The 25,051-nt window shown below is 70.6% G+C and carries 20 protein-coding genes, 3 tRNA genes and 4 pseudogenes; 14 read left to right on the top strand and 13 right to left on the bottom strand.

Annotation, left to right across the window (positions count from 1 at the left end; translation table 11 throughout):
* Together ACIPPM_RS10165 and ACIPPM_RS10170 are read right to left on the bottom strand one after the other, a co-directional pair.
* Positions 1–224, bottom strand: a pseudogene (locus tag ACIPPM_RS10165) (hypothetical protein); the annotation flags it as partial.
* 92 nt (positions 225–316) lie between these two features.
* Positions 317–1,054 (bottom strand): hypothetical protein, encoded by a 738-nt coding sequence (locus ACIPPM_RS10170; protein WP_401445376.1) that lies wholly within the window; start codon positions 1,052–1,054, stop codon positions 317–319.
* Positions 1,055–1,941: 887 nt separating this feature from the next.
* Between ACIPPM_RS10170 and ACIPPM_RS10175 the strand changes: the two genes are divergently transcribed.
* Together ACIPPM_RS10175 and ACIPPM_RS10180 are read left to right on the top strand one after the other, a co-directional pair.
* Positions 1,942–2,139, top strand: a complete 198-nt coding sequence (locus ACIPPM_RS10175) for a hypothetical protein (RefSeq protein WP_401445378.1) — start codon at positions 1,942–1,944, stop codon at positions 2,137–2,139.
* 184 nt (positions 2,140–2,323) lie between these two features.
* A pseudogene (locus tag ACIPPM_RS10180) lies at positions 2,324–2,981 on the top strand (transposase); the annotation flags it as partial.
* On the opposite strand, the pseudogene ACIPPM_RS10185 reads toward ACIPPM_RS10180, so the two are convergent.
* Positions 2,928–3,296: pseudogene (locus ACIPPM_RS10185) on the bottom strand (transposase family protein); the annotation flags it as partial. The pseudogenes ACIPPM_RS10180 and ACIPPM_RS10185 sit on opposite strands and share 54 nt — an antisense overlap.
* Before the next feature lie 138 nt (positions 3,297–3,434).
* Between ACIPPM_RS10185 and ACIPPM_RS10190 the strand changes: the two are divergent.
* Together ACIPPM_RS10190 and ACIPPM_RS10195 are read left to right on the top strand one after the other, a co-directional pair.
* On the top strand, positions 3,435–3,923 hold the full coding sequence (locus ACIPPM_RS10190) for a hypothetical protein (protein ID WP_401445381.1): 489 nt from the start codon (positions 3,435–3,437) through the stop codon (positions 3,921–3,923).
* A 56-nt stretch (positions 3,924–3,979) separates the two neighbouring features.
* Positions 3,980–4,795 (top strand): annotated as a pseudogene (locus ACIPPM_RS10195) (IS5 family transposase).
* A 520-nt stretch (positions 4,796–5,315) separates the two neighbouring features.
* Here ACIPPM_RS10195 and ACIPPM_RS10200 read toward each other — a convergent pair.
* The 3 genes from ACIPPM_RS10200 to ACIPPM_RS10210 form a co-directional block, all read right to left on the bottom strand.
* Positions 5,316–5,392: transfer RNA gene (locus ACIPPM_RS10200), tRNA-Ile, on the bottom strand.
* 169 nt (positions 5,393–5,561) lie between these two features.
* Positions 5,562–5,634: transfer RNA gene (locus ACIPPM_RS10205), tRNA-Asn, on the bottom strand.
* Positions 5,635–5,640: 6 nt separating this feature from the next.
* Positions 5,641–5,713: transfer RNA gene (locus tag ACIPPM_RS10210), tRNA-Asn, on the bottom strand.
* A 171-nt stretch (positions 5,714–5,884) separates the two neighbouring features.
* On the opposite strand from ACIPPM_RS10210, the gene ACIPPM_RS10215 reads away from it, so the two are divergent.
* From ACIPPM_RS10215 to ACIPPM_RS10230, 4 genes are all read left to right on the top strand, one after another.
* Positions 5,885–6,193, top strand: a complete 309-nt coding sequence (locus ACIPPM_RS10215) for a YtxH domain-containing protein (protein ID WP_393598387.1) — start codon at positions 5,885–5,887, stop codon at positions 6,191–6,193.
* Positions 6,194–6,289: 96 nt separating this feature from the next.
* Positions 6,290–7,744 carry an FGGY family carbohydrate kinase gene (locus ACIPPM_RS10220; RefSeq protein ID WP_401445385.1) on the top strand — a complete coding sequence of 485 codons (1,455 nt, stop codon included), beginning with the start codon at positions 6,290–6,292 and terminating at the stop codon, positions 7,742–7,744.
* A 127-nt stretch (positions 7,745–7,871) separates the two neighbouring features.
* Entirely contained in the window at positions 7,872–9,605 is a 1,734-nt protein-coding gene (locus ACIPPM_RS10225; protein WP_401445387.1) for an ABC transporter ATP-binding protein, read from the top strand.
* Complete coding sequence (locus ACIPPM_RS10230; protein ID WP_401445391.1) at positions 9,605–11,533, top strand: ABC transporter ATP-binding protein; 1,929 nt, start codon at positions 9,605–9,607, stop codon at positions 11,531–11,533. Before ACIPPM_RS10225 ends, ACIPPM_RS10230 begins: the two co-directional genes overlap by 1 nt.
* 74 nt (positions 11,534–11,607) lie before the next feature.
* Here the strand turns inward: ACIPPM_RS10230 and ACIPPM_RS10235 are convergent, their stop codons facing one another.
* The 4 genes from ACIPPM_RS10235 to ACIPPM_RS10250 form a co-directional block, all read right to left on the bottom strand.
* On the bottom strand, positions 11,608–12,756 hold the full coding sequence (locus tag ACIPPM_RS10235) for an RNA polymerase sigma factor (RefSeq protein WP_401446407.1): 1,149 nt from the start codon (positions 12,754–12,756) through the stop codon (positions 11,608–11,610).
* Between the two features lie 181 nt (positions 12,757–12,937).
* Positions 12,938–14,842 (bottom strand): DNA primase, encoded by a 1,905-nt coding sequence (gene dnaG / locus ACIPPM_RS10240; RefSeq protein WP_401445394.1) that lies wholly within the window; start codon positions 14,840–14,842, stop codon positions 12,938–12,940.
* Positions 14,843–14,889: 47 nt separating this feature from the next.
* Positions 14,890–16,149, bottom strand: coding sequence for an NAD(P)/FAD-dependent oxidoreductase (locus tag ACIPPM_RS10245; protein WP_401445397.1), 1,260 nt, complete (start codon positions 16,147–16,149; stop codon positions 14,890–14,892).
* Positions 16,150–16,264: 115 nt separating this feature from the next.
* A complete protein-coding gene (locus tag ACIPPM_RS10250) occupies positions 16,265–17,539 on the bottom strand; it encodes a deoxyguanosinetriphosphate triphosphohydrolase (RefSeq protein ID WP_401445399.1) in 1,275 nt (424 codons plus the stop codon).
* 131 nt (positions 17,540–17,670) lie between these two features.
* On the opposite strand from ACIPPM_RS10250, the gene ACIPPM_RS10255 reads away from it, so the two are divergent.
* On the top strand, positions 17,671–18,342 hold the full coding sequence (locus tag ACIPPM_RS10255; protein WP_401445401.1) for a vancomycin high temperature exclusion protein: 672 nt from the start codon (positions 17,671–17,673) through the stop codon (positions 18,340–18,342).
* Positions 18,343–18,397: 55 nt separating this feature from the next.
* Here ACIPPM_RS10255 and ACIPPM_RS10260 read toward each other — a convergent pair whose 3' ends face one another.
* Positions 18,398–18,787 carry a hypothetical protein gene (locus tag ACIPPM_RS10260; RefSeq protein WP_401445404.1) on the bottom strand — a complete coding sequence of 130 codons (390 nt, stop codon included), beginning with the start codon at positions 18,785–18,787 and terminating at the stop codon, positions 18,398–18,400.
* A 21-nt stretch (positions 18,788–18,808) separates the two neighbouring features.
* Positions 18,809–19,306, bottom strand: a complete 498-nt coding sequence (locus ACIPPM_RS10265) for a MarR family winged helix-turn-helix transcriptional regulator (protein ID WP_401445407.1) — start codon at positions 19,304–19,306, stop codon at positions 18,809–18,811.
* Positions 19,307–19,450: 144 nt separating this feature from the next.
* Here ACIPPM_RS10265 and ACIPPM_RS10270 point away from each other — a divergent pair, with 144 nt between their 5' ends.
* The 5 genes from ACIPPM_RS10270 to ACIPPM_RS10290 all read left to right on the top strand — a co-directional run bounded on the left by ACIPPM_RS10270 (position 19,451) and on the right by ACIPPM_RS10290 (position 24,389).
* The gene (locus ACIPPM_RS10270) at positions 19,451–20,113 is read left to right on the top strand and encodes a nitroreductase family protein (RefSeq protein ID WP_401445410.1); all 663 of its coding nucleotides are present in this window, start codon (positions 19,451–19,453) and stop codon (positions 20,111–20,113) included.
* On the top strand, positions 20,110–21,018 hold the full coding sequence (locus tag ACIPPM_RS10275) for an EamA family transporter (RefSeq protein WP_401445413.1): 909 nt from the start codon (positions 20,110–20,112) through the stop codon (positions 21,016–21,018). Before ACIPPM_RS10270 ends, ACIPPM_RS10275 begins: the two co-directional genes overlap by 4 nt.
* A gap of 156 nt (positions 21,019–21,174) precedes the next feature.
* Complete coding sequence (locus ACIPPM_RS10280) at positions 21,175–22,821, top strand: M4 family metallopeptidase (RefSeq protein WP_401445415.1); 1,647 nt, start codon at positions 21,175–21,177, stop codon at positions 22,819–22,821.
* Positions 22,822–23,107: 286 nt separating this feature from the next.
* A complete protein-coding gene (locus ACIPPM_RS10285) occupies positions 23,108–23,650 on the top strand; it encodes a hypothetical protein (protein ID WP_401445418.1) in 543 nt (180 codons plus the stop codon).
* A gap of 118 nt (positions 23,651–23,768) precedes the next feature.
* Positions 23,769–24,389 carry a class F sortase gene (locus ACIPPM_RS10290; RefSeq protein WP_401445420.1) on the top strand — a complete coding sequence of 207 codons (621 nt, stop codon included), beginning with the start codon at positions 23,769–23,771 and terminating at the stop codon, positions 24,387–24,389.
* Positions 24,390–24,393: 4 nt separating this feature from the next.
* Here the strand turns inward: ACIPPM_RS10290 and ACIPPM_RS10295 are convergent, their stop codons facing one another.
* The gene (locus ACIPPM_RS10295) at positions 24,394–25,008 is read right to left on the bottom strand and encodes a hypothetical protein (protein WP_401445422.1); all 615 of its coding nucleotides are present in this window, start codon (positions 25,006–25,008) and stop codon (positions 24,394–24,396) included.
* Between the last annotated feature and the right edge of the window lie 43 nt (positions 25,009–25,051).

Genomic DNA, 25,051 nt, shown 5'->3' on the forward strand with positions numbered 1-25,051 from the left:
CCGTCCCCCACCTTCTCCCGCAGATCGGCCAGGCAGACCAAGGCGCTGGTGTCGCCAAGGTCAGCGGCCTGCCGGTACAGGATCCCGGCGCCGTCCCCGTCCCCCACCTTCTCCCGCAGATCGGCCAGGCAGACCAAGGCGCTGGTGTCGCCAAGGTCAGCGGCCTGCCGGTACAGGATCCCGGCGCCGTCCCGGTCCCCCGCTTTCTCCCGCAGCCCGGCCACGCGGCGAAGGACGTCGGTATCGCCAAGGTCGGCGGCCTGCCGAGCCAGAGACTCAGCACCGTCCCGATCCCCGGCTTTCTCCCGCAGCTCAGCTAGGCGGCGCAGGGCGTCCGTGTTGCCGAGGTGGGCGGCACGTTGGCGAAGGTGGTGAGCCCATTGGAGGCGGTGGCGTCTCTCGGCTGACGTGGCAAGGTCATCCAGGTTGTTGTGGTCAGTGAGGTAGGTGTGGGCAGCGTGCCAGAAGGAGGCAGGTGGGCAGATGTGGCGGCGGGTGGTTCGGCCGTAGTGTTCGAGTAGTCGGCGAGCCGGAACACCGGCCCTGCCGGCTGCGGTGAGGGGGTGCTGTCAGGTATGAGGGGGCCTGGTCGTCGTTGTGGTCGGGGGTTGATCCGGCGCATGGGGGCTTGTTTGCCGTGGACCTGCATGGCGAGGTAGGCGTACGCCTGTTCCGCCCAGTCGTCGGTGAGCTGGTCGTAGTCGGTGTCGTGGAGGTAGTCGGAGGCGGCATTGGTGAGGAAGGCTTGCGGCAGGTGCAGGCCGACTCCGAGCCGACGGGCGTCCATCGCCGCTTCCAGCAGGGCACGGGCGGTAGAGGAGCCGGTGCGGTAGCGCTCCACGAGTGCGGGGCCTCCGCCCAAGTCCTGTGCCAGCCGCCCGTCGGTACCGGTGCGGGTGAGAGCGTCGGCCAGTAGCTGATCGCCGTTCTCGGCCAGGGCCTTGGCCACCGCGAGGGCAGAGGCGTCGAAGACATCGGGTAGGCGCAGGATGCGTCCGGCGAGCAGCTCCCGCACCCTGCTGTGCGGATCCGTCGCACCCGGCAAGGGCAGCACCGTGTATTCCTCGGCGTATTCGGCCAGAGGGTACCTAGCACGAGCACCGGCCCACGGTCCGGATCAACGAGCAGCGAGTGGAGAGCCGCCGCGATCCGCTCCCCGACCCTGCCGTCGCCGAGGTAGTGCTGGGCCTCATTCAGCCACACCACCGTCCGCGGGCCGACCCGATGCAGTTCCTCCAACGCGGCATCCGCCCGCGTCGGGTCGAACGGATGCCACAATCGCCACCCCAATCCACCCAGCGCCTGAACGGCCTCCCAGCAGGCCCGTGTCTTGCCCGTCGACGACTCACCGACCAAGACCACCAGCCCACTGCGCCCCTGTCCGGCCGCCCGCACCACCTGAGCCAACACCTGGTCGTGCTCACGCTCGACATATCCAGGCAGCACCTGTTGCCCCATCAGGTCGGCCCCCGCGGGAGCAGTACTGGCGGGATGGACCTCCAGCGCGTGCGGATCCCACTGCCCGACCGGCCGCCCCGGCCCCTCCAAACTCTCATCGGCCACACCTGCGCCGGCTGCGATCCGCTGCAACGTCAGCAGCTCCTCCACCGGCAGCTCAAGCGCCCGGCCGAGTGCCCCCACGGTCGCCTCCGAGGGCGATTGAGCGTCGGGCTGGAACGCCGCCGACACAGTCGTGCGCCCAAGGTCCGCGCGTCTGGCGAGCAGGGTCTTGTTCAGCCCTGCCCGGGCGAGCCCGTTCCCCAGCCTGGTACGCAGTTCGGTCAGGGCCGAGTCCGGCGTATGGGCGGTTTGTCTGTCGTGCACGGCTCCCCCGAGTGGTGTGTTCGCCGATGTTCATCTTCGTCCCGGCGAACCACGGCGGACACCGTTTCCAGGACGGTCGTTCATGTCATCAGCCCACCGTTCAGAAAGAAGTCAGTCGTGAACGTCGCCGTGATCTTCTTCGCCACCGCCCTTGTCGTCATCGCCGCCTCGCTCGCCGCCGCTGGCGCGGGCAAACTCGCCCGCCTCGACGGCGCCACCTACCCAACCGCCCTTACCCGTGCCGCCGCCGCCTTTGCCGTCGTCATTAACCTCGCCACCACCATCGCCGCTACCTTCGCCGCCCTTTTCCCCTGACTGCACCGGCCTCGGTGCTGATCTCTATGGCGTGCGTTGAACCTTCGGTAGGTTGCGTCCAGGGAAGTGGTGTACCGGTTCCCACCTGATCCGGGTGTTTGTCCCGGCGTCGGTGAGGGTCCGGATACAAGAACGGCCACCGGCTGATCTTCGAGATGTCTAAGGCTCGAAGGAGATCAGGACGATGACCGCACCAGACACTCTGGCCCCTGCGCGCCCTCGCCAAGGGGAACCTCTCCGCGTCGAGTCCCGATCTGCTGCGCGCGTTGATCAAGACGTTCGCCGACGCGCTCTTGTCGGCCGAGGCGGACGCCCTCTGCAACGCCGAATCCGGGCAGGTCAGCGACGAACGCGTCAACCACCGCAACGGCTACCGCGCACATCAGTGGGACACCAGGGCAGGCACTTTCGAACTCGCCATCCCCAAGTTCCGCAGCGGAAGCTACTTTCCGCACTGGCTCCCCGAACACCGCCGCCGGGCCGAACAGGCCCTGATCTCGGTGGTCGCCACAGCCTGCCTGCTCGCCGCGTTCCGCGACCGACCGCTGGACGCCGGCCCCTACACGTTCGTCTGGGTCGCCGCTCTCACGCAGAAGGTCCGTGAGAGCGGCCCGATCATCAACGCCCACGCCCCGGTCGCGGTCGGCGTCAACGCCGACGGACACCGCAAGATCCTCGGCATCGACGTCGCAACCATCGAGGACGGCGCCTGCTGACTCGCCTTCCTGCGCTCACTGACCGCCCGCAGCCTGGCCGACGCCCAACTGGTCGTCTCCGACGCTCATACCGCAGGCCCGGACAATCTTGTGGGTGTGTGCGGCAGCCAGGTCGTGGGTGCGACCCGGTAGAGCAGGTGAGATCCACAGCACGTCGCCGATGGGATCGGTGACGACCTGGACGTTAACGCCGTGTCAGCGGTGCTTTGCGGAGTAGTTGGCGCGGCCGTCCCCGACGCGGTCACACTCGGCGAGTGTGACATCCAGGAGCACGAAGTCAGGGTTGTGCTGGCGCTGCGTCTTCAGCAGGCCCGGGGCCAGGTCGGCGAGCAGGCTGGTCACCGCGGTGACGTAGGCGTGGGCGGTGCCGACGGATACGCCGAAGGAGGCCGCAATCCTGGCGAGGGCGTCATGGTGGCGCAGGTACACGAATGCGACTAACTGATCGTTTCAGAATGAGTCTGACCGAGCACTCCAGTTGGCACTTGTGCAGCTGAGCGGGCATCTTGGCCCCGAGCCATGTGCATGAGGCCTGAGCAGCGAAGCAGATCCGGGCCGGTCGGATATCGGAGCGGGTGGATGAGCATAGATGTGGACAGGGAGTGCTGGGAGATCCGCCCCGGAGCCGGCGTGGGGCCGTTGCACTTCGGTATGTCTCCAGCCGAGGTTGCCGAGGCACTGCTGGTTTCTGGACCGCAGGAGCGGGTTGGCGGTCCGTACGAGCAGGAGGACTTCCCGGATGGGGTGAAGGCGTTCTACGAGGCGGGCAGGCTCGCCTGCGTCGCATTGGATGCGGTCACCGGTCCGCAAGCCTTCCTGTCCGGCTTCCCGCTGGCAGGGAGCGATCCAGAGGAGGGCCATCAGTTCCTGCTGGACCACGCTGGGGAGCATGGGAACTGTCTGCTCTACACGCCTGACGACTCGCTTTCCCTGACTGATCTCGGGCTTCTTCTGCGTTCGCAGCAGGTCGGGGAAGCCCGCCTTACGCGCCCGCTCTTCGTGAAGGAGGAATGGCTGGATTCGCAGTTCTTCCGAGACCACCTCCCGCTGGAGGACGCATCAGGATGAGCGCGAGCTAGCTGCGGGTCTTGTGCTCGACGATCTCGGTCAGCAGAGTGCCCGAGATGCGTGCTGATCTTGTCCCGGATGACCTGTGGGAGCGGGTGGCCCCGATGCTGCCGCCCACTCCCGAACGGCGCCGTCGCCACCCCGGACGGCTGCGCATTCCCGACCGAGTGGCCCTCGCCGGCGTCATGTACCTGCTGCGGACCGGTGTCGCGTGGCGCGATGTCCCCGCAGACCGTGGGCTGCTCGGGTGTGACGGCCTGGCATCGACTGAGGGACTGGACCGAGGCCGGCGTCCGGCCACGCGTGCACGCCGCCCTGCTGACCGAGCTTCGCCGCGCCGACCTGCTGGACCTGGACGACTGCGCCGTGGACGGCTCGCACGTCCGGGCCCTCAAAGGGCGGACCACGTCGGCCCCTCACCCGTCGACCGCGCCCGCCCCGGCTCCAGACACCACCTGATCGTCGACCGCCACCGAACCCCACTCGCCGTCACCCTCACTGGCGGCAACCGACACGACGTCACCCAGCTGCTGCCCCTGCTCGACGCCGTTCCATCGATCCGCGGACTGCGGGGACGCTCCCGGCGCAAACCCCGGCGCCTGTACGCCGACCGGGGCCACGACTTCGACAAGTACCGCCGCCTGCTGTGGAAACGCGGCATCAAGCCCCTGATCGCCCAACGTGGCATCGCCCACGGCTCCGGGCTGGGCAAGGTCCGCTGGGTGGTCGAGCGCTTCGCCTGGCTGCGCCAGTTCAAACGGCTCCGCACCCGCTACGAACGCCGCGCCGACCTCCACCAAGGTCTACTCGACCTGGCCTGCAGCCTCATATGCCTTCGCCGCCTCCGGAACTCATTCCGAAACGATCAGTAAGGGCCTCGGCCGCGCGTCGGATTCAGCGGGCTAGCCCCGCGGGCGGCACTTGCTGAGATGCGACTCTACCGGCCTCTGCGGCTGTTTTCGTTCGGTCGCTGATTGCGACCTCCGGACACAACCGAAGGGCCCGTAACAGCAGCACCCAACTGCCAGACAACCCCAAGAGCGTGAAGCCTCCGCGATGTCCCGCTCACACCGGATCCAGTCGACGAGGGAACAGTTCGCCTTCGATGTCGCGGTGTTCGAACAACACCAGGACTGACCACGCGCGCGCATCGCCCCAACCCGGCAGAACAACGACCCCATCCGTAAGACCAAGCCCCTCCCGCGACCGCTCGGCCGTGGGGACCGCTGCACTACGCTCCCACGGGCTACGAAGAGAGAATCCGCAGGTCACCGGCGTGCAGTCACCGTCACGGACGTGCACGAACAGGATTTCACCGCACGGCCGTGCGGCAATCCCCGCACGGCCAGCACCTCCAAGAACCACGTTCTCGCAGGTCAGGGCGCAACTCTATGGTGGGGCGGGTGGGACTCGAACCCACGGCCGACGGATTATGAGTCCGCTGCTCTAACCGGCTGAGCTACCGCCCCTCGCGGCGTGTCGCGTACAACTGTGCGCGCCGTCTGCCGCAGCATAGCCGCTCATACGATCTCCTGCTTCGGATGGTCGGCTTCCGCGCTGCTTCCCTGACCTGGCACGACTGCGGCGGACATGGAAGCGGGCATGAAAAAGGACCCCGCAGGGTCCTCGTTCACCGCGCTCCCCCGACTGGACTCGAACCAGTAACCTGCCGGTTAACAGCCGGCTGCTCTGCCAATTGAGCTACAGGGGACCGAAGCTCCCCCGACTGGACTCGAACCAGTAACCTGCCGGTTAACAGCCGGCTGCTCTGCCAATTGAGCTACAGGGGATCGCTTCGTCTGCATCGAACGCCTTCACCTGGGTATTCGCCAGGGGGCGGGCGGTCGCTGCGACACATACATTAGCGCAAGCAGGGGGGTGCTCCGCCAATCGGTTCACCTCCGGCCCCCGCTCAGCACCACAGACCCCCGTCAGGGACTACGCAAGGAAGGGTGGCCCACATGCGCTACCGGCTCACGTTCGTCGCGGGACTGGCCGTCGGATACGTCCTCGGAGCCCGCGCCGGCCAGCAGCGCTACGAGCAGATCAAGAAGGCCGCTCGCGGGATCGCGCAGAACCCCGCGGTGCGTAACTCCGCCGAGACCGCCGCCCAGCAGGGCAAGGTCTACGCGGGCAAGGCGCTGCACACGGTGAGCGAGAAGGTCGGCGAGCACGCCCCCGAGTCCTTCACCGACCGGGTCCGCTCCCGGCTCGGCCGGGGCAACCACGGCCGCCCGGCCGAGGACGACTGGGGCACCAGCCACCCCTGAACCGGCCACCCCGCGCATGTGCCCCCTGAGCAGCGGCTCCAGGGGGCACCGGCGTATCGGCCGGAGCAGCCCCCGCTCTGCGGCAGAATTTGAGCCATGGGGATAGTCGCCGGGTTGGACAGTTCGCCCGCATTCACTCGCATCGTGGTCTGCGACACGGACACGGGGGCCGTGCTGCGTCAGGGGTACGCCCCGCATCCGCTGGACGTGCCGGACGGCGCCCCGCGGCCCAGTGACGTCGATCCGCAGGCGTGGCTGCTCTCCCTGGGCGAGGCCGCGGGCGGCGGCCTGCTGGAGGGCGTCCAGGCCATCGGCGTCTCCACCCAGGCGAACGCCGTGGTCCCGCTGGACGCGCAGGGCAACACCGTGCGCCCGGCGATGGCCGGGGCCGACAAGCGGGCCCAGGTGGCCGCCGCCGACCTGGTCGACGCGCTCGGCGGCCGGGAGGCATGGGCGCAGGCGGTGGGCTGTGTCCCGCAGGCCGCCCGGCCGGTGACCAAGCTGCGCTGGCTGGCCAAGAACGAGCCGGAGAACGCCAGCCGGACCGCCGTACTCCTCCAGGCGCACGACTGGCTGGTCTGGCAGCTGCTGGGGCGGCCGGTGCGCCGGACCACCGACCGGGGCGGCGCCTCGGGCACCGGGTACTGGTCCGCCGCCACCGGCACCTACCGTCCCGACCTGGTCGAGCTGGCGCTCGGCCACCAGGTGGCGCTGCCCGAGGTGATCGGCCCGGCCGAGGCCGCGGGCACCACCCCGGAGGGGCTGCTGATATCCGCCGGTACGGGCGAGACGATGGCCGCCGCGTTCGGCCTCGGGATCGGGCTGGGCGACGCGGTCGTCTCGCTGGGCGCGTCCGGCTCCGTGATGGCCGTGCACACCGAGGCGCTGGCCGACCAGACCGGGATGATCACCTCCCTCGCCGACGCCACCGGCATGCACCTGCCGGTCGTCACCACGCTGAACGCCGTACGGGCCCTGCGCGGCACCGCCGGACTCCTCGGCCTGCCCGACCTGAAGGAGCTGTCCGAGCTGGCCCTGAGCTCCACGCCCGGCTCGCACGGCCTGGTGCTGCTCCCGTACCTGGAGGGCGAGCGCACCCCCAACCTGCCGCACACCGCGGGCACCCTCGCCGGGCTGCGCCGGGAGTCGATGAAGCCGGAGCATCTGGCGCGGGCCTCCTTCGAGGGCATGCTGTGCGGGCTCGCGGACGCGCTGGACGTGCTGCGCGGGCGGGGCGTGGCGGTGCGGCGGATCTTCCTGCTGGGCCAGGCCGCCGAGCTGCCCGCCGTACAGGCGATCGCCCCGGCGCTGTTCGGGACGCAGGTGGTCGTGCCGCAGCCCGCCGACTACGCCGCGATCGGCGCCGCCCGCCAGGCCGCGTGGGCCCTCGGGGCCGCCCAGGGCACCCTGGACCCCCGTACCCCGCCCGCCTGGCAGGGTGCGGCCGCCCAGGTGCTGGAGCCGGGCGACGACCTGGCCGTGGGGCAGGCGGTGCGCCAGCAGTACGTCGCGGTGCGCGAGCAGACCCACCCGGGGGCGTTCCGAGCGTAAAGAGCCGTACAAGCCGGGACCGGCGGGCCACCCGATGGGTTAATCGGTTGAGGTAACAGGGGTGGAGTGCCCGACGATAGGGCCATGGGCAGACCACCGCCCTCACCGCCGACTCCGAGAGACAAGCGTGCTCATACGACTTCTGCGGACCTGTCTCAGGCCCTACAAGAAACCCATCGCCCTTCTGGTGGCGCTGCAGCTCCTCCAGACCTGCGCCACGCTCTACCTGCCGAACCTCAACGCGCACATCATCGACAACGGTGTCGTGAAGGGTGACACGGGTTACATCCTCACCGCGGGCGCCCTGATGATCGGCATCTCGCTGGTCCAGGTCGTGTGCAACATCGGCGCCGTGTACTACGGCGCCCGTACCGCCTCCGCGCTGGGCCGGGACCTGCGTGGCGCGGTCTTCGACCGGGTGCAGTCCTTCTCCTCGCGGGAGCTGGGCCACTTCGGCGCGCCGTCGCTGATCACCCGTACGACCAATGACGTGCAGCAGGTCCAGATGCTGGTCCTGATGACGTTCACGCTGATGGTGTCGGCGCCCATCATGTGTGTCGGCGGCATCGTGCTGGCCCTCGGGCTGGACGTGCCGCTCTCCGGCGTGCTGGTCGCCGTGGTGCCGGTGCTGGGCATCTGCGTGACGCTGATCGTGCGCAGGCTGCGGCCGCTGTTCCGGTCGATGCAGACCCGGCTGGACATGGTGAACCGGGTGCTGCGCGAGCAGATCACCGGCAACCGCGTCATCCGCGCCTTCGTCCGCGACGAGTACGAGCAGGAGCGGTTCGGGAAGGCCAACGGCGAGCTGACCGAGATGCAGCTCGCGACCGGCCGGATGCTGGCGCTGATGTTCCCGATCGTGATGACGGTGGTGAACCTGTCGTCGATCGCCGTGGTGTGGTTCGGCGCGCACCGCATCGACAGCGGCGGGATGCAGATCGGTGACCTGACCGCGTTCCTCGCCTATCTGATGCAGATCGTGATGTCCGTGATGATGGCCACCTTCATGTTCATGATGGTGCCGCGCGCGGAGGTGTGCGCCGAGCGCATCCAGGAGGTGCTGGAGACCGAGTCCAGCGTCGTGCCTCCGGTGGCTCCGGTCACCGAGCTGCGCGGACACGGGCACCTGGAGATCCGGAACGCGGGCTTCCGCTATCCGGGCGCCGAAGAGCCGGTGCTGCGTTCCATCGACCTGGTGGCCCGCGCGGGCGAGACGACGGCGGTGATCGGCTCGACCGGCAGCGGCAAGTCGACCCTGCTGGGCCTGGTCCCCCGGCTCTTCGACGCCACCGAGGGCCAGGTCCTGGTGGACGGCGTGGACGTGCGCGAGGCCGACCCGGCCCTGCTGGCCCGTACCGTCGGCCTGGTCCCGCAGAAGCCGTACCTGTTCGCCGGCACCGTCGGCGGCAATCTGCGCTACGGCAAACCGGACGCCACCGACGACGAGCTGTGGGCCGCGCTGGAGACCGCGCAGGCCAAGGAGTTCGTGGAAGGGCTGGAAGGCGGCCTGGAGGCGCCGATCGCGCAGGGCGGCACCAATGTGTCCGGCGGTCAGCGCCAGCGGCTGGCCATCGCCCGCACCCTGGTGCAGCGCCCGGAGATCTACCTCTTCGACGACTCGTTCTCCGCGCTCGACTACGCCACCGACGCGGCCCTGCGCGCGGCGCTCGGCCGGGAGACCGCCGACGCCACCGTGGTGATCGTGGCCCAGCGGGTGGCGACCATCCGGGACGCGGACCGGATCATCGTGCTCGACGAGGGCCGGGTGGTGGGCTCCGGCCGCCACCACGAGCTGATGGCGGGCAATCAGACGTACCGGGAGATCGTGCTCTCCCAGCTGACGGAAGCGGAGGCCGCCTGATGGCCGGTCCCATGGGACGCATGATGGCCGGGGGCGGACCCGACCAGCGGTCGATGGACTTCAAGGGTTCGGGCAAGCGGCTCGTGGCCCAGTTCCGGCCCGAACGGGTCACCATCTACGGGCTGCTGGCCTGCGTGGTGATCAGCGTGGCGCTGAGCGTGATCGGCCCGAAGATCCTCGGCAAGGCCACCGACCTGGTGTTCGCGGGCATCGTCGGCCGGAGGATGCCCGCCGGGGCGTCCAAGGAGCAGGTGCTGGACTCGCTGCGCGCGCGTGGCCAGGGTTCGGTCGCGGACATGCTGCGCAGCACCGACTTCACCCCCGGCCAGGGCATCGACTTCGACGCGGTCGGCCGGGTGCTGCTGCTGGCGGTCGGGGTCTTCCTGGTCGCGGGTCTGCTCATGGCGGTGGCGACCCGGCTGGTGAACCGGGCCGTGAACCGCACGATGTTCCGGCTGCGCGGGCAGGTGCAGGCCAAGCTGTCCCGGCTGCCGCTGTCCTACTTCGACAAGCGGCAGCGCGGCGAGGTGCTCTCCCGCGCCACCAACGACATCGACAACATCGGGCAGACGCTCCAGCAGTCGATGGGCCAGCTGATCAACTCGGTGCTGACCATCATCGGCGTGCTGGTGATGATGTTCTACGTCTCCTGGATTCTCGCCCTGGTCGCGCTGGTGACGGTGCCGCTGTCCTTCGTGGTGGCGACGCGGGTCGGCAAGCGGTCCCAGCCGCACTTCGTGCAGCAGTGGCGCGTCACCGGCACCCTGAACGCGCACATCGAGGAGATGTACACCGGGCACACCCTGGTGAAGGTGTTCGGCCGCCAGGAGCAGTCGGCGAAGCAGTTCGCCGAGCAGAACGACGAGCTGTACGAGGCCGCGTTCAAGGCGCAGTTCCACAGCGGGATCATGCAGCCGCTGATGATGTTCGTGTCGAACCTGAACTACGTGCTGGTCGCCGTCGTCGGCGGTCTGCGGGTGGCGTCGGGCACGCTGTCCATCGGTGATGTGCAGGCGTTCATCCAGTACTCCCGCCAGTTCTCGATGCCGCTGACCCAGGTCGCCTCGATGGCCAACCTGGTGCAGTCCGGTGTCGCCTCGGCGGAGCGGGTGTTCGAGCTGCTGGACGCCGAGGAGCAGGAGGCGGACCCGGTGCCGGGGGTGCGTCCCGCCGAGCGGCGCGGCCGGGTGGAGCTGGACCATGTGTCCTTCCGGTACGACCCGGAGAAGCCGCTGATCGAGGACCTCTCGCTCACCGTGGAGCCGGGCCAGACGGTGGCCATCGTCGGCCCGACCGGCGCGGGCAAGACCACCCTGGTCAACCTGCTGATGCGGTTCTACGACGTCACGGGCGGCCGTATCTCCCTCGACGGGGTGGATGTCCGCACCATGTCCCGCGACGACCTGCGGGCCGGGATCGGCATGGTCCTCCAGGACACCTGGCTGTTCGGCGGCACCATCGCGGAGAACATCGCGTACGGCTCCTCGCGCGAGGTCACCCGCGGCGAGATCGAGGAGGCGGCGCGGGCGGCCCACGCGGACCGGTTCATCCGCACCCTGCCCGACGGCTACGACACGGTGATCGACGACGAGGGCACCGGGGTGAGCGCCGGTGAGAAGCAGCTCATCACCATCGCCCGAGCGTTCCTGTCCGAGCCGGTGATCCTGGTGCTGGACGAGGCGACGAGTTCCGTGGACACCCGGACCGAGGTGCTGATCCAGAAGGCCATGGCGAAGCTCGCCGACGGCCGTACGTCCTTCGTGATCGCCCACCGCCTCTCCACGATCCGGGACGCGGACACGATCCTGGTGATGGAGAACGGCTCGATCGTCGAACAGGGCGCGCACGCCGAGCTGTTGGCGTCGGACGGGGCGTACGCCCGCTTGTACAAGGCCCAGTTCGCGCAGGCGGTGGCCGAGGTCGACTAGGGAAGAGGCTGTCGCGCGGTTCCCCAGGGGCGCGGGGAACTGCGCGACCAGCCACGACGGGCCCGCAGCCGCAATCAGTCCAGATAGCCCCGGAGTTGGTCCGCGTAGGCGTGATCCCGGAGCTTGCTCAGCGTCTTGGACTCGATCTGCCGTATCCGCTCACGGGTCACCCCGAACAGCCGACCGATCTCCTCCAGCGTCCGGGGCCGCCCGTCGGCCAGGCCGTACCGGAGTTGCACCACCTTCCGCTCACGCTCCCCGAGGGTCGACAGCACGGCCTCCAGGTGCTGCCTGAGCAGCAGGAACGCGGCCGACTCGACGGGGCTGGCCGCATCCCCGTCCTCGATCAGATCGCCGAAGGCGACATCGTCCTCCTCCCCCACCGGCGCGTGCAGCGACACCGGTTCCTGGGCGAGCCGGAGCACCTCGCGGACCCGCTCGGGCGGGAGGTCGAGGTGGGCGCCGACCTCCTCGGGGGTGGGCTCGTACCCCCGTTCCTGGAGCATGCGGCGCTGCACGCGGACGACGCGGTTGATCAGCTCCACCACATGCACGGGGACCCGGATGGTGCGGGCCTGGTCGGCGAGGGCCCGCGACATGGCCTGCCGGATCCACCAGGTGGCGTAGGTCGAGAACTTGTAGCCGCGCGCGTAGTCGAACTTCTCCACCGCGCGGATCAGCCCGAGGTTGCCCTCCTGAACCAGGTCGAGCATGGTCAGCCCCCGGCCCACGTACCGCTTGGCCACGGAGACGACGAGGCGCAGGTTGGCCTCGATGAGGCGGCGCTTGGCCATGCGGCCCATGACGACGATCCGGTCCAGGTCGAGCGCGAGCCCGCTGTCGAGGTGCGGGGTGCTGCCGAGCTTCTCCTCGGCGAAGAGCCCGGCCTCCACCCGGCGGGCGAGTTCGACCTCCTCGGCGGCGGTGAGCAGGGGGATGCGGCCGATCTCGCGGAGGTACTGGCGGAACAGGTCGGCGGAGGGGCCACCGCTCTCGGTACGGGCGGCTCCGCGCACAGCCGTCACGGGCTCGTCGTCGCCGTCGGCCGGCGCCTCGGCGGGCGGCTCGGCGGCATCCTCCGGAGTGGATTCCGGGGCCGTCTCCGGGCCGCCATGACTCTGCGCGGGCACGGCCCTGAGCAGTCCCGGCTCGGCACCGCCGTGGGCGCTGCGGGCTGTCTGCGTGAGGGTGTGGGTCTGCACGGGGGCGACCTCCAGGATGATCGCTGCTCCGGGGGGGTGTGCGGCAGCGGCGCGACGGAGCGCGAAGTCGACGGCCTGCGCTCCGGAGACTCGGGCACCGCCCCCAGTGTGGGGTACGACACATCTCCGCCACGAGAGTCGTGCGGTGACTTTTTGCTTCCGGCCGGTGACCGCGTGGTGATCCTGGGGCCCGAGGGGGCGGCTAGAGGGCGGTCGGGCCCTCGTGCTGGAGGGCGCGGTCGTAGCGGGTGAGCACCATCATCTCGTTCTGGACGGCCGCCGACTGAGCCGGATCGGTGTGGCCGAGGCGGGTGAGGGTGGACTGCAGCTCGGTGATGCGCCGGGCGACGGCACGCCGTCTGATCTGCACCAGCACCATGCCCGCGTACGTCTCGTCGACCGTGCGGCGCATGATCGCCTCCACGGCCAGCTCGGTCACCATGGCCCGGACGGTGTCGTCGGGGGCGGCCTCGCGGACGCGGACGACGTACTCCTGGGGGTCCTGGGTGCCGAACTCGGCGCCGCCCGCCTCCGCGATGGCCTGGCGGACGGCGGTGTACGGGGGTGCGGTGAACTCGTCGAGGCCGTACGCGTCGAAGGCGGGCGAGACCAACTCCGGCCGCTGGAGAGCGAGTTTGAGAAGTTCGCGTTCGGTGGCGTAGACCGGGTTGCGCAGGGTGAGGGCGGGGCCGCCGGTGGCACGGGGCGCGGCTTCCCAACTCTGCTGGGGGGCGCGGGACTGCTGCGGGGCGGCGCCGCCCTTGCCGCCGCGTTCGCGGGCCCAGCGGGCCAGTTGGGCGACGCGCTTGACGACGAACTGGGTGTCGAGGATGCCGAGCATGCCCGCGAGGTCGACGGCGACCTCGTGCTGGGCGCCGCTGTTCTTGATCCGGGCGACGACCGGCGCGGCCTCGTCCAGGGCGGCGGCGCGTCCGGCGGGGGTGTCGAGGTCGTAGCGGGCGACGATCTGGCGCAGCGCGAACTCGAAGAGCGGGGTGCGGGGTTGGACCAGGTCGGCGACGGCCTCGTCGCCCTTGGCGAGGCGGAGGTCGCAGGGGTCCATGCCGTCGGGGGCGACGGCGATGTAGGTCTCGGCGGCGAACTTCTGGTCGTCCTCGAAGGCTCTCAGCGCGGCCTTCTGTCCGGCCGCGTCGCCGTCGAAGGTGAAGATCACGCGGGCCGAGCCGTTGTCCATCAGCAGTCGGCGCAGGATCTTGATGTGGTCGCCGCCGAAGGCGGTGCCGCAGGTGGCGATGGCGGTGGTGACCCCGGCGAGGTGGCAGGCCATGACGTCGGTGTAGCCCTCGACGACGACGGCCCGGCTGGACTTGGCGATCTGCTGCTTGGCCAGGTCGATGCCGTACAGCACCTGGGACTTCTTGTAGATCGCGGTGTCGGGGGTGTTGAGGTACTTGGGCCCGTTGTCGGACTCGTAGAGCTTGCGGGCGCCGAAGCCGACGACCTCGCCGCCGATGTCCCGGATGGGCCACATCAGGCGGCCCCGGAACCGGTCGATGGGGCCGCGGCGGCCGTCCTGGGCGAGGCCAGAGAGGATCAGTTCCTTGTCGGTGAACCCCTTGCCGCGCAGGTAGCGGGTGAGGTGGTCCCAGCCCTGGGGGCTGTAGCCGACGCCGAAGTGGACGGCGGCGGCCTGGTCGAAGCCGCGTTCGGCGAGGAAGATCCGGCCGGTGTCGGCCTCGGGGCTGGTGGCGAGCTGCTCGGCGTACCACTGGGCGGCGATCTTGTGCGCCTCGACCAGCCGGATGCGTTCGCCGCGCTGGTGGGCCGGGTTGTAGCCGCCCTCCTCGTAGCGCAGGGTGATGCCGGCCTGGGCGGCGAGGCGCTCGACGGCCTCGGAGAAGGAGAGGTGGTCCACCTTCATCACGAAGGTGAGGGTGTCGCCGCCCTCCTGGCAGCCGAAGCAGTGGAAGAGTCCCTTGCTCGGGCTGACCTGGAAGGACGGCGACTTCTCGTCGTGGAAGGGGCAGAGGCCCTTGAGGTTGCCGCCGCCCGCGTTGCGCAGCTGGAGGTACTCCGAGACCACGGCGTCGATCGGGACCGCGTCCCGTACCGCCTTCACGTCCTCGTCGTTGATCCGTCCTGCCACGGATGAATTCTACGGGGGTCCGGCGGCTCCCCCCGCTCGCGCGGACCTCAGGGCACCAGGTCGGCGAGCGGTACGTGCGGGTCGGCGAGCGCCTCGACGTCCACCGCGGCACCGGAACGGATGAGGCGCTGGATGTGCTCTGTGACGTCCCACACGTTCACGTTCATCCCGGCGAGCACCCGGCCCTCGCGCACCCAGAAGGCGATGAACTCGCGCTTGCCCGCGTCGCCCCGGATGACGACCTGGTCGTAGGAGCCGGGGGGTGCCCAGCCGCTGTACTCCAGCCCCAGGTCGTACTGGTCGGAGAAGAAGTAGGGGACGCGGTCGTAGGTGATGTCCTGGCCGAGCATCGCGCGGGCGGCGGCCGGTCCGCCGTTCAGGGCGTTGGCCCAGTGCTCGACGCGCAGCCGGGTGCCGAGGAGCGGGAAGTTCGCCACGTCCCCGGCGGCGAAGACGTCGGGGTCGGAGGTACGCAGCCGTTCGTCCACCGCGATGCCGCCGCCGTGGGCGCGGTCGGCGAGGTCCAGCCCGGCCGCCTCGGCGAGGCCGGTGCGGGGAGCGGCGCCGATGGCGGCGAGCACGTCGTGCGCGGGGTGTTCCTCACCGTCGTCGGTGCGGGCGGCGAGCACCATGCCGTCCTGGCCGATGATCTCGGTGAGCCGGACGCCGAAGTGGAAGCGGACGCCGTGCTCGCGGTGCACTTCGGCGAAGAGGTTGCCCAGCTCGGGGCCGAGCGCGCCGTACAGCGGGGCGGGCTCGGGCTCGATGACGGTGACCTCGGCGCCGTACTCGCGGGCGGCCGCGGCGACCTCCAGGCCGATCCAGCCCGCGCCCGCGATCACCAGGTGGCCGTTGTCCCGGCCGAGGGCGGCCAGCACGCCCTTGAGGCGCTCGGCGTGGGCGAGGCGGCGCAGGTGGTGGACGCCCGCGAGGTCGGTGCCGGGGACGTCGAGGCGGCGGGGTTCGGCACCGGTGACGAGGAGCAGCTTGTCGTAGCGGATCAGGGTGCCGTCGTCGCCGAGGCGGACGGTCCTGGCCTCGCGGTCGAGGGCGTCGACGGTCTGGCCGAGGTGCAGCTCGATGTCGTTGCGGGCGTACCAGGCGGGTTCGTGGACGAAGACGCTGTCGCGCTCCTCCTTGCCGAGCAGGTGTCCCTTGGACAGCGGCGGACGCTCGTAGGGGTGGTCCAGCTCGTCGCAGATCAGTATCACGCGGCCGGTGAACCCTTCCGCGCGGAGCGTCTCGGCCGCTTTCGCTCCGGCGAGACCGCCTCCGACGATGACGAACGTCTGGTCCGCGTCGACCACGTGATGCCTCCTCGTGAAGATGCCCCGCCTTCGGGCTTCAGGCGAGCGTCCCGCACGCGGCGTGGTGCGGGAAGAGGGGGTGACTCGAAACGGGCCACCCTCGGTCATTTTCCGGCTACATATGCCCCGTCAGGCTCGCGTGCAGCGTGCGGGCGGACGCGTCGGTCAGCGAGGCGATCTGGTCGACGATGACCCGCTTGCGCGCGTGATCGCTCTCCGCCTCGTCGAACAGCGCCCTGAACTGCGGTTCCAGCCCCTCCGGCGCGCGCCGGGTGAGCGCCTCGGCCAGCTCGGCGACGACGATGCGCTGATCGGCGCGGAGCAGCTCCTGCTCGGCGCGCTGCATCACGTACCGGTCGGCGACGGCCTTGAGCACCGCGCACTCCATGCGGGCCTCGCGGGGGACGACGAGTTCGGCGCCGTACCGGGTGAGGCGGCCGGTGCCGTACGCGGCGCGGGTGGCGCCCTCGGCGGCGAGGCAGAAGCGGCCGATGAGCTGGCTGGTGGCGTCCTTCAGCCGGGACTGGGCGACCGCGGTGCCGTCGTAGCCGTGCGGCCACCACTCCTGGTCCTGGAGCCGGTCGAGGGCCTCGGCCAGCTCGGCGGGGTCGGTGTCGGCCGGGACGTAGCGGCCGACGGCGACCTGGAAGACGGCCTGCCGTTCGGAGTCGGCGTGCAGGCAGTCGGGGTCGATGTGCCCGGCGTGCAGGCCGTCCTCGATGTCGTGCACCGAGTACGCGACGTCGTCGGCCCAGTCCATGACCTGTGCCTCGAAGCAGGTGCGGGTGCCGGGGGCCTCCTTGCGGACCCAGTCGAAGACGGGGCGGTCGTCGTCGTAGACACCGAACTTGGGGGACGCCGGGTCGGTGGGGTGGGCGCCGCGCGGCCAGGGGTACTTGGTGGCGGCGTCCAGGGTGGCGCGGGTGAGGTTGAGGCCGACGGAGCCCTCGGGGGTGAAGCGCTTGGGCTCGATGCGGGTGAGCAGGCGCAGCGACTGGGCGTTGCCCTCGAAGCCGCCGATGTCGTCCGCGAACTCGTTCAGCGCCTGTTCGCCGTTGTGGCCGAAGGGGGGATGCCCGAGGTCGTGCGCGAGGCAGGCGGCTTCGACGAGGTCGGGGTCGCAGCCGAGGGCGGCGCCCAGCTCGCGGCCGACCTGGGCGCACTCCAGGGAGTGGGTGAGCCGGGTGCGCGGGGTGGCGTCCCACGCCGGGGTGCGGGTGCCGGGCGTGACGACCTGGGTCTTGCCCGCGAGGCGGCGCAACGCGGCGGAGTGCAGGATGCGGGCGCGGTCGCGTTGGAAGGCGGTGCGGCCGGGGCGTTTGTCGGGTTCGGGTGCCCAGCGTTCGACGGAGGTCGGATCGTAGGCCGAGGGGTGTGCGGTGCCTTCCATGCCTCGACAGTAAGCGCCGGTACGGACATCGCGGGGCAGGGGTGACGGAATTGTGGCGCTATGCCGGGGTGGAGTGAACCACACGGCCGCGATTCACGTCCTCCGGCACGGGATCGAGTACAGGGGGCGGGATGGGGATCGGCCGACCGAGGCTGCCGCGCACGGTGCGGGGGCGCCGACGGCTGGTGCGGGGCGTGGTCGCGGGGTGCGTGCTGGCCCTGCTGCCGTCGACCTGGCTGTACGTGTCGACGGCGGACCGGCTGCGCACGGCGTCGGACGTGCCGCGCACCGACGTCGCCGTGGTCTTCGGCGCCGGGCTGTGGGACGGCGGGCCCTCCCCGTACCTGGCGCACCGGCTGGACGCGGCGGCCCGGCTGTACCGCGCGGGCCGGATCAAGGCGGTGCTGGTCACGGGCGACAACAGCCGCGAGGACTACGACGAGCCGAGCGCGATGCGCGCCTACCTCAGCCGCCACGGGGTCCCGGCCGGACGGATCGTCAGCGACTACGCGGGCTTCGACACCTGGGACTCCTGCGTCCGCGCCCGCCGGATCTTCGGCGTGCACCGCGCGGTCCTGATCAGTCAGGGCTTCCACATCCGCCGCGCGGTGGCCCTCTGCGAGGCGGCGGGCGTCACCTCGTACGGCCTCGGGGTCGAGGCGAAGCATGACGCAACGTGGTACTACGGCGGCACCCGCGAACTCTTCGCGGCGGGCAAGGCGGCACTGGACGTGGCACTACGCCCCGATCCGCAGTTCCTCGGGCCGCGGGAGCCGGGCATTCAGCGGGCACTGGCTCCCTAGCCGTGCTTTCGGACGCGGGCGTCCAGGCCGTGTCTCCGATCTGGGCCGCGTACGGTCATGTCGCGAGCAGAAACGCCAGGAAGCCCATGACGACGACCGAGAAGCACGCGAACCAGCCATATCGCGCGGGGTACTCGAAGTCTTCCCTCCGTACACCCCTCCGGGCTTCGTCAGCGAGCTGACGGAAGAACTTCCGCGACGGGAAGAGACCGATCGCGAGTCCGGTCCACCCGAAGGAGTACATGACCAGCATCTGCTGGGCACTCCAGTGCTGACGCTGAAGTCCTCCCACCGCGACCATGCCGAGGCAGCATCCGACGGAGACGACGAGGGAGACCCAGGCCAGCTTGCGTATCCCCATCCACCGCTGCAGCGCGAAGCAGAAGAGGAAGGTCGCGAAGGCTGCCATGAGCAGCACATAGATCAGGGGGAGCTGCGCGAGCACGGCGAATCCTTCCGAAGGCGCTCAAGGACTGACGCGGGTGTCCCCAAGGGAGACCAGCAACGTACGGAGGATGCGGCCCAGTTCGTCGCGGTCGGCGTCCTCCAGGCCGGAGAGGATCTTCCGCTGGTTCTGGACGTGCCCCTCCACGACGCGGTCGACCAGGTCCCGCCCGGCGTCGGTGAGCGTGATGTGCAGGCAGCGGCGGTCTCCGGGCACGGCCTCGCGGACCACGAGACCACGGGCCACCAGCCGGTCGACGCGGTTGGTCAGGGCGGCGGAGCCGATCATGACGCTCGCCGCCAGAGCCTTGGCCGTCAGGGGCTTGCCGGCGCGCCGCAGGGTGGCGAGGACGTCGAACTCCCAGAGCTCCATGTCGTGCTGGGCGAAGTAGTCCTTCAGATGCCCGCTGACCAGCCGGGACAGCCGCAGGATGCGGCCGATGGAGCCCATCGCGTCGAGGTCGAGGTCGGAACGCTGGGCGGCCCACTGGTCGAGGAAGTCGTCGACGGCGTCACGCATCCGGTCACCCCAAAAAAAATATTTCGACAGCGAACTGTTTGACGCCAGCTTAGGTCACTCTCTAGTCTCTCGACGTCAGATGGTTCGACGTCGAAGTAACCGGACCGACAGGTCGAAGCAACAGGACCAGCAGGGGGACCCGTCATGCAGTCATCGACCACCGACCACGCCACCGTCGCGCGGATCATCCGCGCTCGCCGCAGCATCCGCCACTACCGGCCCGACCCGGTACCGGCGTACCTGGTGCGGGAGTTGGTCGACCTGGCGCTGGAGGCGCCGTCGAGCTTCAACCTCCAGTCCCGGTCCGTCGTCATCGTCTCCGACGAGCAGGGCCGCAAGGCGCTGACCGAGGCCACCGGCGGACAGCCGCACCCGCAGGAGGCGCCGGTGATGCTGGTGTTCGTCGCCGAGGGCGGCGCCTGGCGCGAGGGCCGCCAGGACGTCTGGGAGACCGCGGCGCGGCTCGGCGCCTGGTCGGGACCGTTCGCCACCGCCTCGCCCGAGGACGCCCGGCAGTTCCACGAGAACCTGCGCGGGCGCGGCCTGGAGCGCGAGTACGCGGTGAAGGACGCCATGATCGCCGCTTCCTTCCTGATGATCGCCGCCGAGGCCGCGGGTCTCGCCAGCAGCCCGATGAACGGCTGGGACGAGGCGGAGGTCAAGCGGGCCATCGGGGTGGCGGACCGCGAGGACCTGCACATCGCCCTGCTCATGCCGCTCGGCTTCCCGGCCGAGACCCGGCGCCATCCGGGCCGCCGCGACCCGTCGCTGACCAGGTTCGCCGAGACGTACGGCGCGCGTCCGTGAGCGGCGGCGGGCGAACGGCGCGGACCTCCGCGCTCACCGTGCTGGCCCCGGCCGTCTGGGGGTCGACGTATCTGATCACGACCGAATTCCTGCCCCCGGACCGCCCGTTGCTGGCGTCCACGCTGCGCGCGCTGCCCGCCGGGCTGATCCTGCTGCTGATCACGCGGACGCTGCCCAGGGGCAGTTGGTGGTGGCGGGCGGCCGTGCTCGGGGTGCTGAACATCGGCGCGTTCTTCTACTTCCTCTTCCTGGCCGCCTACCACCTGCCCGGCGGGGTGGCCGCGCTGGTGATGTCCATCCAGCCGATGATCGTGCTGCTGCTGGGCTCCGTGCTGCTCAAGGAGCCGGTCCGGCTCGCGCACATCGGGGCCTGCCTGCTCGCCGCGACCGGTGTGGCCATGCTGGTGCTGCAACCGCACGCCGGTCTGGACGGCGTCGGTGTGGTGGCCGGGCTCCTCGGCGCGCTGTCGATGGCGTCCGGGATCGTGCTCACCAAGAAGTGGGGGCGGCCCGAGGGGGTCGGCCTACTGGCCTTCACCGGCTGGCAGTTGACCGTCGGCGGGCTGGTGCTGCTGCCGGTCACCCTGCTCGGCGAGGGCCTGCCGGACCACCTCACCCGGGGCAACATCGGCGGGTTCCTCTACCTCGGCGTCATCGGCGCGCTCATCGCGTACGTGCTGTGGTTCCGCGGGCTGGCGCGACTGCCCGCACTGGCGGCGTCGTTCCTGTCCTTCGGGTCGCCACTGTGCGCGACCGCCCTCGGTTACCTCTTCCTCGACCAGAGCCTGCGGCCGCTCCAACTCGTGGGCGCGGCAGCGGTGGTGGGGGCTGTGATCCTCGCCCAGCCCAGGGGGCGCAAGGCGGCTGCCAGGCGCCCCCGACCGGCGCGGTCTCCAGTCCCCTAAGGGATCTCCACGCGCCGTCACGCCCCGTAGGGGATCTCCACGAGAACCCCATCAGGCCCCCTGATGGCGCTATGGACATGACATGTCATGCCCTCTTAAATCTCTAGGGCATCGCGCCACCCCCACGCCTCATAGGCGCCTCACCCAAGGAGACCGATGAGCCGGATACGGCAGCACGTCCGAGGGTCCCGTCGTCTCGCCACCGCCGGAACCGCCGCGGCCGCGGCAACCCTGCTGGTCACCGCCCTCTCCCCCGCCGCCCAGGCCGACGCCGGACCGAAGCGGGCGACCACGCTCGCGGACGCGGCCTCGCTCCTGGTCGCGCACGCGACGAGCCTCGGCCTCACCTCCGACCAGGGCACCAGTGTCCGGGACGTGATCGTCGACAAGGACGGTACGCAGCACGTCCGTTACGACCGCACGTACCACCAGCTTCCCGTGCTCGGCGGGGACTTCGTGGTCCACCTGAACTCCGGCGGCGGCTACCGCGGCGCCGACCGCGCCACCCGTACCGCGCTCTCGCTGCCCACCGTCACCCCGAAGCTGACCGGCGCGAAGGCGGCCGGGATCGCGGTGGACGCGCTGCGCGCCGCGAGCCCCCGGAAGCTGACCCGGGCCAAGGCCAAGCCGCAGCTGGTCGTCGACGCCCTGCACGGGGCGCCCAGACTGGCCTGGCGCACCAACGCGGTCGGCCTGGACACCCTGGGCAACCCGGTGGGCCGTACCGTGCTGACCGACGCCCGCACCGGCGCCCGGATCGACGCGTGGGACAGCATCGAGACGGCGGCGGGCGACGGCAAGTCGCTGTACAGCGGCACGGTTCCGCTGCAGACGACCCAGTCCGGCTCGTCGTACCAGCTCAAGGACGCCACGCGCGGCAACACCTACACCGGCGACGCGGCCAACAAGACCGACCTGTGCATCCTCGGGATCTGCCTGAGCCGCGCCCCCTCCACGGTGTTCACCGACACCGACAACCACTGGGGCACCGGCGCCACCGCCGACCGCGCCTCGGCGGCCGTCGACGCCCAGTACGGCACCGACCAGACCTGGGACTACTACAAGGACGTCCACGGCCGGAACGGCATCGCGGGCGACGGCAAGGGCTCGTACAACCGCGTCCACTACGGCAGCAACTACAACAACGCCTTCTGGGACGACAGTTGCTTCTGCATGACGTACGGCGACGGTGACGGCACCACCTTCGGCCCGCTGGTCGCGCTGGACGTGGCCGGGCACGAGATGACGCACGGTGTCACCTCCAAGACGGCCGCGCTGACGTACTCGGGCGAGTCCGGCGGCCTGAACGAGGCGACCTCGGACATCCTCGGCACGATGGTCGAGTGGCACGCGGCCAACGGCACCGACCAGGGTGACTACCTCATCGGTGAGCGCATCGTGAAGCCCGGCTTCGGCAAGGCCGCGCTGCGCTTCATGGACAAGCCCTCCAAGGACGGCAACTCGGCCGACTACTGGAGCAGTTCGCTCGGCAACCTGGACGTGCACTACTCCTCCGGCGTCGCCAACCACTTCGCGTACCTCCTCGCCGAGGGCAGCGGCGCGAAGACCATCAACGGCGTCTCGTACGACTCCCCCACGGCCAACGGCCAGTCGGTGACCGGCATCGGCCGGGACAAGGTCGGCAAGATCTGGTACCGCGCGCTGACGGTGTACATGACCTCCTCCACCAAGTACGCGGGCGCCCGCACGGCGACCCTGAACGCGGCGAAGGACCTGTACGGGGCCGGGAGCGCGGAGTACAGCGCGGTCGCGGCTGCGTGGACCGCGGTGAACGTGAGCTGAGCCTTTTTGGCGAGCGGTGACTGACGGTGCGTCGGAGTTCCGGCGCACCGTCTTCGCGTTCCCCCCGGCCGCACGCCATTCGTGTGCACTTGGCTCCCTGCCCCTGCTGTGCCCCTGACCTGCTGTTACGTCGTGCCGCCTCACCCGTGCGGGGGCGGCGGCCGCCACCCGTTCACCGCAGCGGGGCCGGCGGCTCGGGAGGCGCGCCGGGCGCGGTGGCCTTTACCTCGAAAGGGCAGGGGCACGCCCCCTGGATCACACGAGTCGGACAAGCTCTGGGGAGACCATGGGACGCACCGCCCGTCTGCTGACCGGTACCGCGCTGGCCGTAGCCGCGGCCGGGCTCGGCACCGCTCCGGCCCACGCGGGCGTTCCGCACCAGCGGCCCGCGCAGGTCGGCAGCCTCCAGGTGTATCCGTCCACCGCGCTGCCGGGCAGCCAGGTCACGGTGAACACGGCGGCCTGCGGGGAGAAGGGCGCGGCGATCGGTGACGCGGGCGCGATCGGCGCGGGAACCTTCGCGCTGGCCCCGACCACGCACGAGGGCGAGGCGATCGGGCGGTTCCAGGTGCCGACGGGGGCGCAGCCGGGGACGTACGAGATCGTCGCGCGGTGCGCGGAGGGCGACCGGCAGGTGCGGGGGGACCTGATGGTGACCATGGCCGGGGCGCACGGGCAGGTGCAGCCGCACGGCAGTGTGAAGACGGGTGTCGGCGGCGCGTTCGGCCCCGGCCCCACCCAGACCACGGCGGGTGTGGCGGCTCTGGCCGTCGCCGCCGCGGGCGGTACCTGGCTCCTGCATCGCCGGGCGAGAGGCGACGGGATCTGACGGACACCCTCCGCTGTCCGTCGCCGGTACCGCGAAGTCCCGCCCCCTAAGGGTCCGATGCCCCTCGTGACCCCTAGGGGGCGGGCCTCCCTCAGGTCATGTAGGGGAAGGGGTTCCCATGCGCAGGATCGGTGACACCGCCATAGCCGCCGGCACGGCGCTCGCGCTCGGCACCGGCGTGTGGCTGCTCGGCACCAGCACCGGTACGCCCCCACAACCGTCCGCCGCGGAGGGCCGCCCCGACCCGGGCGGCGAACACCGCGCGGCCCGGCCGCTGCCTGCCTCCCCGCCGACCCGCGTCCGCATCCCCGCGATCCGCGTGAACGCCCCCCTGATGGGCCTCGCCCTGACCTCCTCGGGCAGCCTGGACACCCCGCCCCCCGCCGAGAAGAACCTCGCGGGCTGGTACGAGGCGGGCACCACCCCCGGCGACACCGGCACCGCGGTCGTGGCCGGCCACGTCGACAACACCGAGGGCCCCGCCGTCTTCTACGACCTCGGCGCCCTGAAGCGCGGCACCACGATCGAGATCGACCGCGAGGACGCCACGACGGCGGTCTTCACGGTGGACGCGGTCGAGGTCTACTCCGCGAAGAACTTCCCCGACAAGAAGGTCTACGGCGCGTCGTCCCGCCCGGAACTCCGGGTGATCACCTGCGGCGGCGGGTACTCCAAGTCGACCGGCTACCAGGGCAACGTGGTGGTCTTCGCCCACCTGACGGGCGGCCGCCCGACCTGACGGATCAGTTCCATCCGCCGAGCAGGCTGGAGCTGAGCTGGGCGTCGCAGATGTTGTAGCCCCCGGCCGCGTGTCCCTTCTTCGTGTGGCCGTCGACCGTGACCGAGCAGTTGATGTCGCCGGAACCCTGGAGCTGCGCCGTGAGGCTGTAGTACATCGCGTCGTCGTTCAGCGGCAGGGTGGCCGTGAAGGAGCCGTTCTTGAAGGCGCCCTTACGGTTGTCGGAGTCCGACCCGTAGGTGATGTCCAGCGGCCCGAGCGCGCCGCCGGGAGCGGTGCCCCAGACCTTGAAGGTGACGACCTCCTTCGCGGGCTTGGGGTCGGACTTCGCCTTGTCGGCCTTCTTCTCCTCCTTGGGAGCGGCGGCCTTGGCGTCACCGGAGCCGGTGGCCTTCCCGGACTTGGAGTCGCCTCCGGCGCCCAGGGCGGCCCCGATGATGCCGATCAGCACGAACAGGCCGATGATCCCGAGACATCCGATACCGAGGATCTTCCCGACACCGCTCTTCTTCGGCGGCTGCGGCTGCGGCTGGAACGGCGGCTGCCCGTAAGGCTGCTGGGGGCCACCCCATCCCGGGTGCTGGGGCTGCTGGGGCTGCTGAGGCTGCGACTGGTTCATGGTCCCTCCCGAGGCACGCTGTGTGACTTGCGAGTGTGTGACT

The organism is Streptomyces sp. NPDC090119, assembly GCF_044747085.1.
Lineage (GTDB): Bacteria > Actinomycetota > Actinomycetes > Streptomycetales > Streptomycetaceae > Streptomyces.